11 protein-coding genes and 11 tRNA genes are annotated in these 13,808 nt (G+C 61.1%); 19 read left to right on the top strand and 3 right to left on the bottom strand.

All coding sequences use genetic code 11. The annotated features are described in order from the left end of the window. Positions 1 to 142: 142 nt before the first annotated feature. From I8J29_RS32590 to I8J29_RS32535, 12 genes are all read left to right on the top strand, one after another. Positions 143 to 218: transfer RNA gene (locus tag I8J29_RS32590), tRNA-Asn, on the top strand. An 8-nt stretch (positions 219 to 226) separates the two neighbouring features. Continuing rightward, a tRNA-Ser gene (locus I8J29_RS32585) sits at positions 227 to 314 on the top strand. Positions 315 to 326: 12 nt separating this feature from the next. Then, a tRNA-Glu gene (locus I8J29_RS32580) sits at positions 327 to 401 on the top strand. Between the two features lie 9 nt (positions 402 to 410). Further along, a tRNA-Val gene (locus I8J29_RS32575) sits at positions 411 to 486 on the top strand. Positions 487 to 507: 21 nt separating this feature from the next. Next, positions 508 to 584: transfer RNA gene (locus I8J29_RS32570), tRNA-Met, on the top strand. 38 nt (positions 585 to 622) lie between these two features. After that, positions 623 to 699, top strand: a tRNA-Asp gene (locus tag I8J29_RS32565). Between the two features lie 89 nt (positions 700 to 788). Beyond that, positions 789 to 864, top strand: a tRNA-Lys gene (locus I8J29_RS32560). Positions 865 to 893: 29 nt separating this feature from the next. After that, positions 894 to 973: transfer RNA gene (locus I8J29_RS32555), tRNA-Leu, on the top strand. Between the two features lie 30 nt (positions 974 to 1,003). Then, positions 1,004 to 1,078 (top strand) — tRNA-Gly (locus I8J29_RS32550). 3 nt (positions 1,079 to 1,081) lie between these two features. Continuing rightward, a tRNA-Arg gene (locus tag I8J29_RS32545) sits at positions 1,082 to 1,158 on the top strand. 25 nt (positions 1,159 to 1,183) lie between these two features. Then, positions 1,184 to 1,260 (top strand) — tRNA-Pro (locus I8J29_RS32540). Between the two features lie 310 nt (positions 1,261 to 1,570). Beyond that, a complete protein-coding gene (locus tag I8J29_RS32535; RefSeq protein WP_208851429.1) occupies positions 1,571 to 2,140 on the top strand; it encodes a xanthine phosphoribosyltransferase in 570 nt (189 codons plus the stop codon). A 463-nt stretch (positions 2,141 to 2,603) separates the two neighbouring features. On the opposite strand, the gene I8J29_RS32530 is transcribed toward I8J29_RS32535, so the two are convergent. The 3 genes from I8J29_RS32530 to I8J29_RS32520 all read right to left on the bottom strand — a co-directional run bounded on the left by I8J29_RS32530 (position 2,604) and on the right by I8J29_RS32520 (position 5,596). Beyond that, positions 2,604 to 4,145, bottom strand: a complete 1,542-nt coding sequence (locus I8J29_RS32530) for an MDR family MFS transporter (protein ID WP_240546650.1) — start codon at positions 4,143 to 4,145, stop codon at positions 2,604 to 2,606. Between the two features lie 64 nt (positions 4,146 to 4,209). Next, complete coding sequence (locus tag I8J29_RS32525) at positions 4,210 to 4,731, bottom strand: PadR family transcriptional regulator (protein WP_208851428.1); 522 nt, start codon at positions 4,729 to 4,731, stop codon at positions 4,210 to 4,212. 229 nt (positions 4,732 to 4,960) lie between these two features. Next, positions 4,961 to 5,596, bottom strand: a complete 636-nt coding sequence (locus tag I8J29_RS32520; protein ID WP_208851427.1) for a GntR family transcriptional regulator — start codon at positions 5,594 to 5,596, stop codon at positions 4,961 to 4,963. A 119-nt stretch (positions 5,597 to 5,715) separates the two neighbouring features. Here I8J29_RS32520 and I8J29_RS32515 point away from each other — a divergent pair, with 119 nt between their 5' ends. The 7 genes from I8J29_RS32515 to I8J29_RS32485 all read left to right on the top strand — a co-directional run. After that, positions 5,716 to 6,354, top strand: coding sequence for a GntR family transcriptional regulator (locus I8J29_RS32515; protein WP_208851426.1), 639 nt, complete (start codon positions 5,716 to 5,718; stop codon positions 6,352 to 6,354). 443 nt (positions 6,355 to 6,797) lie between these two features. Beyond that, positions 6,798 to 7,955 (top strand): mandelate racemase/muconate lactonizing enzyme family protein, encoded by a 1,158-nt coding sequence (locus I8J29_RS32510; protein WP_208851425.1) that lies wholly within the window; start codon positions 6,798 to 6,800, stop codon positions 7,953 to 7,955. Between the two features lie 8 nt (positions 7,956 to 7,963). After that, the gene (locus I8J29_RS32505; protein WP_208851424.1) at positions 7,964 to 8,887 is read left to right on the top strand and encodes an SMP-30/gluconolactonase/LRE family protein; all 924 of its coding nucleotides are present in this window, start codon (positions 7,964 to 7,966) and stop codon (positions 8,885 to 8,887) included. 123 nt (positions 8,888 to 9,010) lie between these two features. Then, entirely contained in the window at positions 9,011 to 9,523 is a 513-nt protein-coding gene (locus I8J29_RS32500) for a hypothetical protein (protein WP_208851423.1), read from the top strand. A 108-nt stretch (positions 9,524 to 9,631) separates the two neighbouring features. Then, positions 9,632 to 10,162, top strand: a complete 531-nt coding sequence (locus I8J29_RS32495) for a hypothetical protein (protein ID WP_208851422.1) — start codon at positions 9,632 to 9,634, stop codon at positions 10,160 to 10,162. Between the two features lie 413 nt (positions 10,163 to 10,575). Next, entirely contained in the window at positions 10,576 to 11,682 is a 1,107-nt protein-coding gene (locus tag I8J29_RS32490) for an N-acetylmuramoyl-L-alanine amidase family protein (RefSeq protein ID WP_208851421.1), read from the top strand. A 706-nt stretch (positions 11,683 to 12,388) separates the two neighbouring features. Further along, the coding region (locus tag I8J29_RS32485) for an acyltransferase family protein (protein WP_208851420.1) at positions 12,389 to 13,808 on the top strand (1,420 nt) is incomplete at its 3' end.

The raw sequence follows: 13,808 nt of genomic DNA, 5'->3' as shown, positions 1-13,808 counted from the left end.
GAGGTGGAAGCGCAGCAATGCGTGGAGCTGACGAATACTAATCGGTCGAGGGCTTATCCAAGGTACATCTTTCAGCTAAGCAAGACCTTCGCAAAGGTTCGTATCCAGTTTTCAGGGTGGCAAGCTCACCTTTACATATCGTTCCCTGATAGCTCAGTTGGTAGAGCACTCGACTGTTAATCGAGTTGTCACAGGTTCGAGTCCTGTTCGGGGAGCCATTTCTCTTGGAGAAGTACCCAAGTGGCTCAAGGGGACCCTCTGCTAAGGGGTTAGACTGCGTAAGTGGTGCGAGGGTTCGAATCCCTCCTTCTCCGTTCGTTTCATAAGGCCCGTTGGTCAAGTGGTTAAGACACCTCCCTTTCACGGAGGTAACAGGGGTTCGAGTCCCCTACGGGTCACCATCCTATTTTGGAGGCTTAGCTCAGCTGGGGGAGCATCTGCCTTACAAGCAGAGGGTCGGGGGTTCGATCCCCTCAGCCTCCACCATAAAGCAACACTTTCTAATGACGCGGGGTGGAGCAGCTCGGTAGCTCGTCGGGCTCATAACCCGAAGGCCGCAGGTTCAAATCCTGCCCCCGCAACCAATTATTATCGGCAATCGCCGATGCATTCTTTTTAGTGTGGAGCCGTGGTGTAGAGGCCTAACATGCCTGCCTGTCACGCAGGAGACCGCGGGTTCGAATCCCGTCGGCTCCGCCATTATTTGTACAAGCTCTTGCATGTTTTATCGCTGTCCGAGCAGCGATTGAAGGTTCTCAAGTCGGCTCGTCACCGGCAACATTGCATGCGAGCCATTAGCTCAGTTGGTAGAGCACCTGACTTTTAATCAGGGTGTCGTAGGTTCGAGTCCTACATGGCTCACCATTTTCGCTTGGCGAAAATGATTCGAATGCGCGCGTATGGCGGAATTGGCAGACGCACCAGACTTAGGATCTGGCGGGAGACCGTGGGGGTTCAAGTCCCTCTACGCGCATTTAATTCCAAATTACGAATACGCAAATTCGCGGAAGTGGCTCAGCGGTAGAGCATCGCCTTGCCAAGGCGAGGGTCGCGGGTTCGATTCCCGTCTTCCGCTCCATGTGTGCCCTTAGCTCAGCTGGATAGAGCATTTGACTACGAATCAAAAGGTCGGGAGTTCGAATCTCTCAGGGCACGCCATTTTTCTAAACAGCATCAGCGTTAACGGGATGTAGCTCAGCTTGGTAGAGCACCTGGTTTGGGACCAGGGGGTCGCATGTTCGAATCGTGTCATCCCGACCATCCTTATCTGTCAACTCCTTGTGGTATGCAGGGAGTTTTTTTGTTGTTTAGCATTCATTTTCGTGCCGGGTTATGACTAGGCGAGTAATGTGGTGGTGCTATGCGGGGCCAAAGAACGGAGCGCGTAATCGTGAAAGAGCCCTTTCTGAGGAAACGGGAGCTATAGCTACGCCGCGCCCGGCAGCAGCACGTTGTAGCGCACATGCGGCTCTTCGGAGGAAGGGGAGGTTTTTTAGCGCCGGTTGAATTTTGAAGAAAAATGAAAGAAAATGAAGCATAGCTGAAAACGATCGCGAAGGGAAGCGTTGATGTGGAGCTGTTGCACCAAAAGATCAAACAAGAAGGCGTCGTGCTGGAAGGCGGCGTGCTGAAAGTCGATACGTTTCTGAACCACCAGGTGGACGCGAGGCTGATGTTCGAAATCGGACAAACGTTCGGGGAGTTGTTCGCGGAGAGCGGCGTGACGAAAATCATGACGATCGAGTCGTCCGGCATTGCCCCGGCTGTGATGACGTCGCTGCAGCTGCAGGTGCCGATGATATTTGCGCGTAAGCGCAAATCGCTGACGCTGCGGGAGGACTTGTACACGGAACGGATTTATTCGTATACGAAACAGGAAGAAAGCGAAGTAACGGTATCGCGGAAGTTTCTGACGCCGGCGGACCGTGTGCTCATCATCGACGATTTTCTCGCCAATGGGGAGGCGGCGCTCGGTATGGCCCGCATCGCGCTTCAAGCGGGCGCCGAGGTCGCCGGTATCGGCATCGTGATCGAGAAATCGTTTCAACCCGGCCGCGGGAAGCTGCTGGAGCAGGGCTTCCGCGTGGAGTCGCTTGCGCGTATCGCGTCGCTCGAAGACGGCGAGGTGACGTTCGTCTAGCGTGGGCAAAGGAAGCTGCTGGAGCAGGGCTTCCGCGTGGAGTCGCTTGCGCGTATCGCGTCGCTCGAAGACGGCGAGGTGACGTTCGTCTAGCGTGGGCAAAGGAGGCTGCTGGAGCAGGGCTTTCGCGTGGAGTTGCTCGCGCGTATCGCATCGCTCGAAGACGGCGAAGTGACGTACGTCTAGCGTAGGCCCTAAGAAGCAGTAGGAGCAAGGACTTTCGTGAAGCGTCCTCGCGCTTATAGAATCGCTCGAAGGCGGCGAGGTTAGATTTGTCTAACGCTGTCCGCGAGAAAGATTAAGATTTTAGCGTGTGGAGTCATCCTTGCGTATGTCACTCGCGTACCGTCATTCGACGGGAGTGAGCAGGTACGCAGGAAGTAATCGCATAGCCTACGCAAAAAGGGTCCCTGCCTGGCGGCAGGGACCCTTTTTCGTATTGGGGCTTGCTGGATTGCAGACATTATGCCGAATGGGCGACGGCCGGCTGTTCGCTGTCCGGATCGGGCTTCTTTTGCAGCCGCGCGCCGCCGACGGTTAAGGCGATGAGCGCTCCGGCTGCCATGACGATGAGCGACAGGATGAAGCCGTGGCTGATGGCGGCGCCGATGCCGTTTCGCATGAAGGCGAGCAGATCGGCCGGCATTTGCGAGGCGCCGCGAAGCACGTTTTCCGGATTGGTCAGGTTCGCCGCCTGATCTGCGGGAATATTGAATTTGTCGATCGCTTCGAGCGAGGAGTCCTTCAAGCTCGCGTTGACGAGGACCGCCATGATGGAAGCGCCCATGACCCCGCCGATATTGCGCCAAAAGCCGACGACGGAGGACGAGATGCCGATGTATTTTCGGTCGACGGACATCGCGACGGCGTTCTGGGCCATGCTCATCAGCGGACCGATGACGCCGAGGCCAAGCAAGATCATGATCCCGATCACCTGCCAATACGGCATATCGGGCGAAAGGTTCATGAGCAAAACGGAGGCGAGGACGCCGAGCGCCATGTTGGCGGCCATGATCGTGCGGAATCGAAACTTTGCCGCGATGAAGCCCGCCAGAATGGCGCCGCCGATCAAGGAGGCCATCATCGGCGTCAGCACGCCGTTGGAATTCGCTTTGCCGAGCACGCTCGTCGCGTACAGCGGCAGGTACGTGATGGCCGAGAACATGATGAACCCTTGGCAGAAGCAGAGCAAACTGGTGCCGAGCACGAGGCGGTTTTTGAAAATCGCGAGCGGCAGCATCGGCTCTTCCGCTTTCGATTCAACCCGCAGGAATAAGGCCGCGCCGACCGCGCCGAGCGCGAACAGACCGATGATTTGCCACGATGCCCATGCGTAGTCTTTGCCTCCGAGCTCCAGGGCGAGCAGGACGGAGACGGTCGTTACGACCAGCAGCAGCGCGCCGAGGTAGTCGATGCGCGGCTTGCGTTCGGCCTTCGATTCGCGAAGGGCGATAAGGAGCACGGTCATGGACGCGAGGCCGATCGGCAGGTTGACGTAGAAGCACCAGCGCCAGCTGAAATGCTCCGAGATAAGCGTGCCGAGCTGCGGGCCGGCGACGGACGACAGGCCGAACACGGCGCCCATGACGCCGGACAGCTTGGCGGCTTGTTTAGGATCGCCGAACAAGGTAAAGATAATCGAAAAGGAAATCGGAAACACCGATCCCGAGCCGACACCCTGGATGACGCGGAACCAGATCAATTGATCGATCGTTTGCGCCATGCCGCACAGGGCCGAGCCGATCAGGAACAAGGCGATGCCGATGAGGTAAAACTTTTTGCGCCCGAATAAGTCGGACAGCTTGCCGAAAATAAGCATCGTGCTCGTCGCCGCGAGCATGTAGGCGGTGAACACCCACGAAATTTTGTCGAAGCCGCCGATGTTGGCGATGACCTTGTTGACGCTGGCGGACACGATGGTGTTGTCGAGCGACGCCATCAGCAGGCCGAGCGCCATGGATAGGACGATCAGTCCCGTATGTTTGGATGCTTTGGATACGGACAATGTTCTCACTCCTTCGTTTGACGTAAGAATCAGGGTGATGCCTCTTGCGAACTTGCGCAAGCGGTTAGCTCAGCTCCGTCAGCTTGCGCAGCGTTTCCTGCAGCGTTCGGGTTTTGGCCGCGTTCAGTTCGGCGCCGATCTCCAGGCAGAGCGTCTTCGCCGGCGGGAGTCCCGGGGGCAGCTGCTCCTGCATGTGCCGGATCTGCTTGCCGCCCTCTTCCGACTTGCGGATCTCGTCGCGGACCCAATCGATCAGCGTGTCTTCGTCCATGTACTCGCCGAAGAACATCCGAACGAGAAAGTCCGAGCGAAAGACGTCCTTTTCTACCGGCGATTCCAAGTACGCTTGAAATTGCGCCCGTCCGGCATCGGTCAGCGAATAGACGTTTTTGTTCGGCCTTCCTTCCTGAATGACGCTTTCCTTCACGATGAAACCCTGCGTCTCGAGCTTCGCGAGCGTCGGATAAATCGTGCCGAAGCTGGCGTCGAAGAAGAAGGACAGCGGCATTTCGAGCATCTGTTTGATTTCGTAGCCGGACCTCGGCTGACGGTGCAGCAGTCCTAATATGACATCCTGACTGTTCATGAGTCGTTGCGGCCTCCCCGGTAATGTAAGTGTCTGGTTCGTTGGAACCAATATATCGCATCAGTATATATCGAGTCAATATATAAAATGGCGATATATAAAAAGAGCCTGAAAAAAAAGCATCCTCGCGCAGACGAGGATGCTTTTTTGTGCGGCCGTTGTGGGACGAACGCTAAGCGGACGATGATGCCGGACATGGATACGAGGGACTTGGCCTTGGCGTGGGCTTTTACGCCCAGGTCATTTTCAGCTGGCGCATATAACGCTGCAGCGCGTCGGGGAACGCTTCGCCGTGCGCGGGCAGCCGAAGGAGCAGCTGACGCAGCGCGGCTTCGGCTTCTTCGCGGTGCGGCGCCGCCCAGCGCCGGCCGGAGCGGTGCCATAGGAGACGGGAGGCGCTGCGGTCCAACATCTCCATCATCTCCTGATTAAAGCCGAGCGCGACGATGCGGCGCAGGGCGAACAGCTCGAACGCGCACAGGCCGCCGGCCGCCGTTTCGGGATTGATTTCCGCCAACGCGGCATGCATGCGTTCGCTCAGTTCGTCCGCCACCTCCCCGAGCGCATCCGGATCCCGCCTGCGGACCTGACCGACGGTAAAGAGCACGGCGGCGGCCATCAGTTCGAGCAAATCGCCGGTTCGCTGGGCCGACGCGTCGAGCACCAGCACGCCATGCTTCGGGACGATGCGGACGAAGCCTTCCTTTTCCAATTGCTGAAGCGCGGCGCGGACCGGCGTCCGGCTCATGTCCAGCTCGGCGCTCAGCTTGACCTCGGACGTGATTTCCCCTTTCGGCAGCGCGCCTGACGCAATCCGTTCGTAGATGATATGATAGGCTTGCTCGCGAAGCGATCGCGGGCTCATGGGCAGCCCCTCCTTCGGAAGCATCTGATGGTATGAAGTATAGCACAGGAATAGGCGGCCGGATGCCGAAAACGCTGCAACGGCGGCGGGATACGCGCCCGCGGGGAAAGGAGAAACGGATGGACAAGCAAGGCGGCGTCACGCTGCGGGAACGGGCGTTTCAAACGGTGAAGCGGCATATCGTGAACGGCGAGTGGCCGGGCGGCACGTTTTTGTCGGAGACGTTCTTGAGCGAGCTGCTCGGTATGAGCAAGACGCCGATCCGTTCGGCGCTCGATCGGCTGGACATGATGGGGCTTGTGAAGCTGGCGCCGAAGCAAGGAGCGTTCGTGCAGGAGCTGTCGTTGAAAAAAATACTCGAGTTCTACGAGCTGCGGCTGTCGCTCGAGACGTACGCCGCCCGAAAGCTGACTGGCCGGATGGACGCGGCGTTCTTCCGCCGGCTGGACGACAATATCGCGCTGCAAGACGAGGCGATCCTGTCGGATGATGTGTCCCGCTATGTGGAGCTGGACCGCGAATTCCACGCGATGATCGTCGCCGGGCTCGATAACGAGGCGTACACGGAAGTGATGTCGCGGATCCAGGACAAGTTCCTGCTCGCCGTCCGGATGACCTTCGTCCGGAACAAGCGCCGGCTGCTCGGCAGCATCGACGAGCACCGCCAGATCCGAGAGGCGCTTGCCGGCCGGGATCCCGCGCTGACGGAGCGGCTAATCGAGGCGCATATCGAGTACGTGAAGAAGATTATGTTTTGAGGGTGGTGTAGTGGTCTAGCTATGCTCTCGAAGCAGGCGAATACTGCATTCCCTGTCTTACGACAGTGAACGCAAACCAATCGCCTCAGAAGCAGGCGAATGCTGCATGTCCCAATTCGAAGAAGCAGGCGAATGCTGCATGTCCCGACATCCGTCGGTACACGCAAACCAATCGCCTCTGAAGCAGGCGAATGCTGCATGTCCCAATTCGAAGTAGCAGGCGAATGCTGCATTCCCTGTCTTACGACAGTGAACGCAAACCAATCGCCTTACGCAAACCTATCTTATGCTTCCGAAGTAGATGAATGCTGTATTCCCCGACATCCGTCGGTGAACACAAACCATTCATCTCATGTATACAAGTCATACATCTTGTACGTTCTGATGCTGCGTGCTACGGTGAAACTGGCAGGTACACTACGCGCAAGGGAGAGACGCTACGCATGAAGATTACCGGCATTCGTACGTTTATTTTGGGCAATCCGTGGAAGAATTGGCTGTTCGTGCTCGTGGACACCGACGAGGGGTTGACCGGGCTCGGCGAAGGGACGCTGAACGGCTTCGCCAAGACGGTGGAAGCCGCCATTCACGAGCTAAAGCATCTCGTGATCGGACGCGATCCGTTCGACGTCGAGACGATCAGCCTGAGGCTGTTCCGCGACGTCTACTCGGACGGCGGGCAGATCCAAGGCTCCGCGCTGGCGGCAATTGAAACCGCTTGCTGGGACATCATGGGCAAGGCGACCAACCAGCCGCTGTACAAACTCCTCGGCGGCAAATGCCACGATAAGCTGCGCGCCTACGCCAACGGCTGGTACCGCGGGCCGAACACGCCGGAGAATTTCCACGAGAAGGCCAAGCTCGCCGCGGCCAAAGGCTATACCGCGCTCAAATTCGATCCCTTCGGCGCGGCGTGGCGCACGGTGACGCGGCAGGATTTTGCCTTGGCGCTCGAAAACATCGCCGCGGTGCGGGAAGCGGTCGGCCCGGACGCGGACATTCTCATCGAAGGCCATAACCGCTTCAGCGTGAGCACGGCGCTGCAGTTCGCGGACGCGATGCTGAAATACGAGCCGACCTGGTTCGAGGCGCCGGTGCCGCCGCATCTCGTGTCGTCCATGGTGGAAGTGGCGCGCCGCAGCCCGGTTCCCGTTGCCTGCGGCGAGGATTATTACTCCCGCGAACAGTTCGCGGAACTGCTGAAGCACGACGCGGTTCATATCATCCAGCTCGAGCCGCAGTTTCTCGGCATCGCCGCGTCCAAGCAGGTGTGCGGCATGGTGCATGCGCACAACGGCGTGACGGCGCCGCACAGCGCGCAAGGACCCGTCTGCTCCGTCGTGTGCAGCCACCTGAACATGGCGACGCCGAATTTCTTCCTGCACGAAATTTTCGACGAGTTCAATGAGCCGTGGGAGGAGCAGGTGCTGATGCCGGCGCTGAAAGTACAGAACGGCTATCTGACCCCGCCGGAAGGTCCGGGCCTCGGCGTCGAGCTGAATCTCGCGGAGATCGACAAGCATCCGTACCAAGTGGGCAACTGGCTGCCGCTGTTCAAGCAGGGCTGGGAAAAGCGGGAGACCGTCCAAATCGAGGAGTGACGATGGCGATGACGCAGATGAAGGCGAAACAATTCGCGGAGGCGGCGGAACTGCTGCTGGACGCGAAAGCGGTGCTGGCGGAAGGGCCGCACTGGAACGCGGAGCAAGGCAAGCTGTATTGGGTGGACATTCAGGGCTGCGCCTTCGGCAGGCTGGATATCCGGTCCGGCGCGGACGAACGGTTCGCGATCGGCAAGTCCGTCGGCGCCGTCGTCTGCGACGCGACGGACGGCGAAACGGTCTACCTGACCACGCGCGACGGCTTCGAGCGCTACGATTGCCGGACGGGCGAGCTGACGGCCGTCGCCGATCCGGAGGCCGACCGGCCGGCGAACCGGTTCAACGACGGCAAATGCGATGCCGCCGGACGCTTCTGGGCCGGGACGATGGAGGACGCCGAAGTCAACGTCGCCGGCTCGCTGTACGTGCTGGACAACGATCTCGCCTGCCGCAAGGCGCACGGGGACGTCGGCGTATCGAACGGCATCGCCTGGAACGCGGACGAGACGGAGATGTACTACATCGATTCCATGAAGGGCACCGTGACGGCCTTTGATTACGATGCGGCAGCCGGCACCATCGCGAATCCGCGCATTATCATCGATTTCGCGGCGGAGGAAGGCGCGCCGGACGGCATGACCATCGACGCCGAGGGCATGCTCTGGATCGCCAATTGGGGCGGCTGGCAGGTGTCCCGCTGGAATCCGCGGACGGGCGAGAAGCTGGACGCCGTCTACGTGCCCGCGGCGAAGGCGACGTCGTGCGTCTTCGGCGGCGACGCGCTGGACGTCCTGTACATCACGACGGCCCGCATCGGCCTATCGCCGGAGCAGCTCGCGGAGCAGCCGAACGCGGGCGGCATTTTCACGTTCCGGCCGGGCGTGAGAGGGACGCCGACGCATCCGTTCCGGCCCCGCCCTAAGTTTAGGTAAACTTTAGCTAAAACCCGCCTCGGGTCGGCTATCAAACTCTCGGAATTGGGGTATAGTAGAGGTAGAAGACAAGAGCGGAAGCGCCGGGAAAAGCCGCGTCCGCCCGCGAGGAGCTGGGGTTCGATGAAAAGGCATGTCATGGGGAGCGCGCTTGCCGCCTTGGGGTTGCTGGCTTGCGTGTCGACGGCGTCGGCGGTGGATAACGAATACGCGCCCGTCAAGCAAACGGCGGACACGGTCACGGTCTTTATCCGCGGTATCGACGTCAAGGACGGCAAGGAGACGCTGCGGGTCGACCCCATCCAATGGTACGAAGGGAAGGCCGTGGACGAACAGTTCCTGAAGGAAGAACCGGATTCCGGCTTGGACGGCGCCCCGGACGGCTACTACATCGTAAACAAGGACGAAACGCTCGAAACGGTCGCGGTGGACCCGCAGGCGACCGTGCTGATGCAAATTTACGACCGCACCGGCAGCCTGGTGGACGCGACGACCGAATGGAACCAATCGATCCCGCTGGCCAAGTTCAATGCCATCTATCGCAACAACGGGGTGCTCGACGTGAGCAATTACCCGTATCATCTGACGATGAAGGGCGGCAAGGTCGTCCGGATCGTGCAGCAGTTCATCCCGTAACCGATTCGATTCATGCCCTTCCACGGCCGTGGAAGGGTTTTTCGCCGTTCATGGCGTAAAAGAACAAGGACAGATCTTGCGATTAGCGGAAAAGGAGCTGACCCGCGCATGTTCGATCCCACCGTATTCGATAACTTGAAGGTCGCCGTCGAAAATTATGTGTACGATCTAGATAACCTGGACGGCCGCATCGTCATCACCCACCGGGTGGACCGGCTGGAAATGGCCGTCATGGCCCGCGTGTTCGCGCTGCAGTTCACGCTCGCGCAGGGCAGCGGAATCACCGCCGAAATCCGGCTGGAGGCGTCGCTGAAGGAGCTGGCCGCGGAAATCCTCGACCAGCAGGGAGCCGCGCCGGGCTGCGCGCTTCGGCTGCGGTTCTTCATGCCCGTCGAGGATGTCGGCCGCACCTGCGCCTTCGTGGAGGAGCGGCTGACGGACATTTGGCAGCCGGAGATGCCGCCGACGCAAACGATCAGCTATTTGTACGGCGAAGCCGATCCCGGGTACCAGAACGAAGTCGAGGTGCATTTCAACCGCAAAATCAACGAGGAGCAGATGGAAGACCTGCCCGGCCTGATCGAGCATATGCTGAAGTCGTTGGACGCGCTCGAGGCGCATGCCGCGGGCGGCGAATAAGGCGATTCAAGGCGTCGCATCGAACCGCACGGCGTCGGTGGGCGATCGTTCGCCGGTTCCGCCGGGCGCGACAAGCCGATCGCCTGCCTTTGAACGGTCCGGCGGATAAGCCGGACCGTTTCGCATTGGTCGGCCCGATCGTTTTTGCGGCTGCAGCCTCACAGTCATGGCAACCTCCCTCGAGTGGAGCGACTCCGCCGATTCCGCGAACCGAACCGTTAAACTTCTCCGCCTTCCAGCCGATATACAATACACGGAAGAGCAGCCGGAACGAGGGCTCTCCGCGGACGACCCGTAGGCGGATGGTCATGAACTTTACCCTCCGCGAAAATCGGGAACATTTTAGGATGTTGGAATTTTCCAGCGCCTGCTATAATGGTAATCTACCTTTTCTATCATCGGAAGGAGAATCTATGCGAACGAAAATGATCGGTCTGGCACTCATCGTAGCGGTTCTCGTCGGCGGATTCGGCTGGCATGCCGTCGACGTCGCGGCGACCAACAAGTTTCCTTATCAGGCGAAAGTGGGCACCGCCGTGCTGAATATTCGAAGCGAGCCGTCCCTGCAGGCATCCGTCGTGGGGCAGCTCAAGTCCGGCGACGTCGTCACGGTCACGGAAGAGGACGACGACGGCTGGGTGCAGGTCAAGCGGAACAAGCTGAGCGGCTACGCGGCCGGCTACCTGCTGAACAAGTCGTCCGGCGGCCAGGCGGCGAGCTCGGCCCCGACGGGCGGCAAGGTCGGCACGAGTCCGGGGTCCCTGGCGGTCGTCACGGCGGATTCGCTGCGCATCCGGTCCGGCCCGGGGACCGGCTACAAGACGATCGGCTCGCTCAAGCAGGGCGATCAGGTGACCGTCACGGGCAGCCAGAGCGATTGGCTGAAAATCCGCACGCCCGGCCAGGTGAACGGCTGGGTATCGAAGGATTACGTCGATAAAGGCGAGGTCCAGGTCCAGCATGCCTCGTCCGGCACCGGCATCCGGGGCAAGCTGATCGTCGTGGACGCCGGACACGGCGGCAGCGATCCCGGCATGATCGGCACCACGTACGAGACGAAGGAGAAGACGCTGACGCTGAGCACCGCGGAGTATCTGCGGCAGGAATTGCAGCGCCTCGGTGCGAAAGTGATCATGACGCGCACGACGGACGTGAAGCCGGAGCTGTCGGAACGCGTGCAGGTCAGCGAGTCCAACCGCGCGGACGCGTTCGTCAGCATCCATTACAACTCGTCCGTGAAGCAGACGAGCGGCACGCTCACGTTCTTCTATTCCGACAAGAAGGACCGTCCGCTCGCGTCGGCGATCGAGTCGCAGCTGGACCGGTCCGGCATCGGCCTGCGCAGCAACGGGCTGTCGTTCGGCGACCTGTACGTGCTGCGGGAGAACGATACCGTGGCGACGCTCGTGGAGCTCGGCTTCCTCTCGAACGCGAAGGACGAGTCGATCGTCCGCGGCTCCTCGTACCAGCGGAACGCCGCGGCGGCCATCGCCCGGGGCGTGGCGGATTATTTTAATTAGGACCCGCGGCGCGGCCGCGGACGGCGAGGCCGTCCGCGCTGCCCGCCGGTAACCGGAAAGGCCTTCAGCGGCGTGCTGAAGGCCTTTCCGCGTTTGTTGGCGCATGCATTAGCCGGCTCGCGGAGAAACGTGCTGATCGGGAGCGATGAGAGTTCCATGGCCGCCAAGCTCATGAATCGCGCGATGAGCCCCAAGTGTGCGAGAGGCCGGCGTTCGAGGCATTTGACGAAGCTCGCCCGGCGTCGTGCTGCGAATAGAGAACGTACGCTTCGTATAACGGGCCGAACCCGACCGACAATCGAACGCCATCCCTCGTGAAGACCTTCCAATGCCGATGCGCCAGCGGCCCGGAAGGTCTTTTTGCCTTGCATCAAACGGAGGGCGTTACGGGAACGTCCCCGTCTGACCGGAAACACACCGTTCGTGCCGGCTCGAATCGCGGGCCGAGCCCTGCTTGCTGCCGGCTGCGACCGCTCGGCACGCGGTTCTTCGCGAGCGTCCGCCGCCCCGCGCGTTGCCGTTAGCGCCGCCGCGACAACCGGTTACGACCGTGCCGCCGGCTCCGTTTCCAAGCTGACACCGAGTTGTAACTCTTCTGTAACGACATGCAATTCTTGGCGTTCTATAATCGTCCATGTAGCCGATTACAGCGGTAATTCAGACAGCAAGAGGGGCCGAGATTCCCCTTCTGGAAGGAGAATGTTTCATGCCTAAACCATTCGGAAGCAGCCGGTACATGCCGGGGCTCGACGGGTTGCGGGCGATCGCGGTCATCGCGGTCATCGCGTATCATCTTAACCTCCCGCGGGTGCCAGGCGGTCTGCTCGGCGTCGGCATATTCTTCGTCCTTTCCGGCTACCTCATTACGGACATTTTACTGAAGCAGCACGCGAAGGCGGGGCGGCTCGACCTGCGCGATTTCTGGCTTCGCCGCGCGAGGCGGCTGCTGCCGGCGATGCTGATCATGCTCGCGCTCGTCTCGGGATGGCTGCTGATCGCGGACCCCGGACGGCTGGCCGCCATGAAGGGCGAGATCGCGTCGGCATTGCTGTACTATAGCAATTGGCGGTTGATCTTCCACGACGTCTCGTATTTCGAAAGCTTCGGTCCGCCGTCGCCGCTCGGCCATCTCTGGTCGCTCGCGGTGGAAGAACAGTTTTACCTCGTCTGGCCGCTGGCGCTCGTCTTCCTGGTCGGCGCTTTGAAGACGCGGGGCCGGCTGCTGTTGGCGATTCTCGCCGGCGCGGCGGCGTCCGCGGGGCTGATGGCGCTGCTCTACGTCCCGGGCCTCGATCCGAGCCGCGTCTATTACGGCACGGACACGCGGGCGTTCGGCCTTCTGATCGGCGCCGCGCTTGCGGTCGTCTGGCCGAGCTGGAAGCTGCGCGAATCAACCTCGCGCCGCGGCAAGCTGGCTATCGACGCGGTCGGGACCGCGGGGCTCGCCGCCGTGGCGCTGATGATCGCGACGGTCGGGGAATACGACGCGTTCCTGTACCGCGGCGGCATGGTCGTGCTCTCGCTCGCCGCGGCGGCGGTCGTGGCCGCGATGGCGCATCCGGCGAGCGGGCTTGCCCGCGTCGTCGGGAGCAAGGCGCTCCAATGGGTCGGAGCCCGCTCGTACGGCATTTATCTCTATCATTATCCCGTTATCGCGCTGAGCACGCCGGCGGCCCAGGTCGACGAGTTCCATCCGCTGCGCGCGGCGCTGCAGGTGCTCGCGTCCGTCGCGCTCGCCGAACTGTCGTGGCGCTACGTGGAAGAACCGATCCGCCACGGGGCGCTCGGCCGGCTGTTCGCTGGGCTGCTGACGGGCGGCCGCCAGCGGCTGGCCGGGCGGCGGCGCGGGTTGATGCTGGCATGCATCTGCGCCTTGGTCGTCGCCAGCGTCTCCTGCTCCAGTCAAAGCAATCGCGTTCAAGGAGACGACGGCAAGTCGGCCCCTGCCGGCCAAACGGCGGATGGCGGCGCCGGCGGCGGCAATGCCGGCGTCGTGCCGGCCGGCGGCGATGATGCCGCCGGCAACGGAACGGGCGCGCCGGCCGTTCCGCCGGGAGCCGACTCGGGCTCCGAGAGCGGCGGCGGCGCGGGTACCGGCGACGCAAGCGGCGGCAGTGGCGCGGGCC

Origin of the sequence: Paenibacillus artemisiicola (genome assembly GCF_017652985.1) — a bacterium.
Taxonomy (GTDB): Bacteria; Bacillota; Bacilli; order Paenibacillales; family Paenibacillaceae; genus Paenibacillus_Z; species Paenibacillus_Z artemisiicola.
The sequence above is the reverse complement of the archived record's forward strand: the minus strand, read 5'-3'. Positions and strand labels throughout refer to the sequence as shown.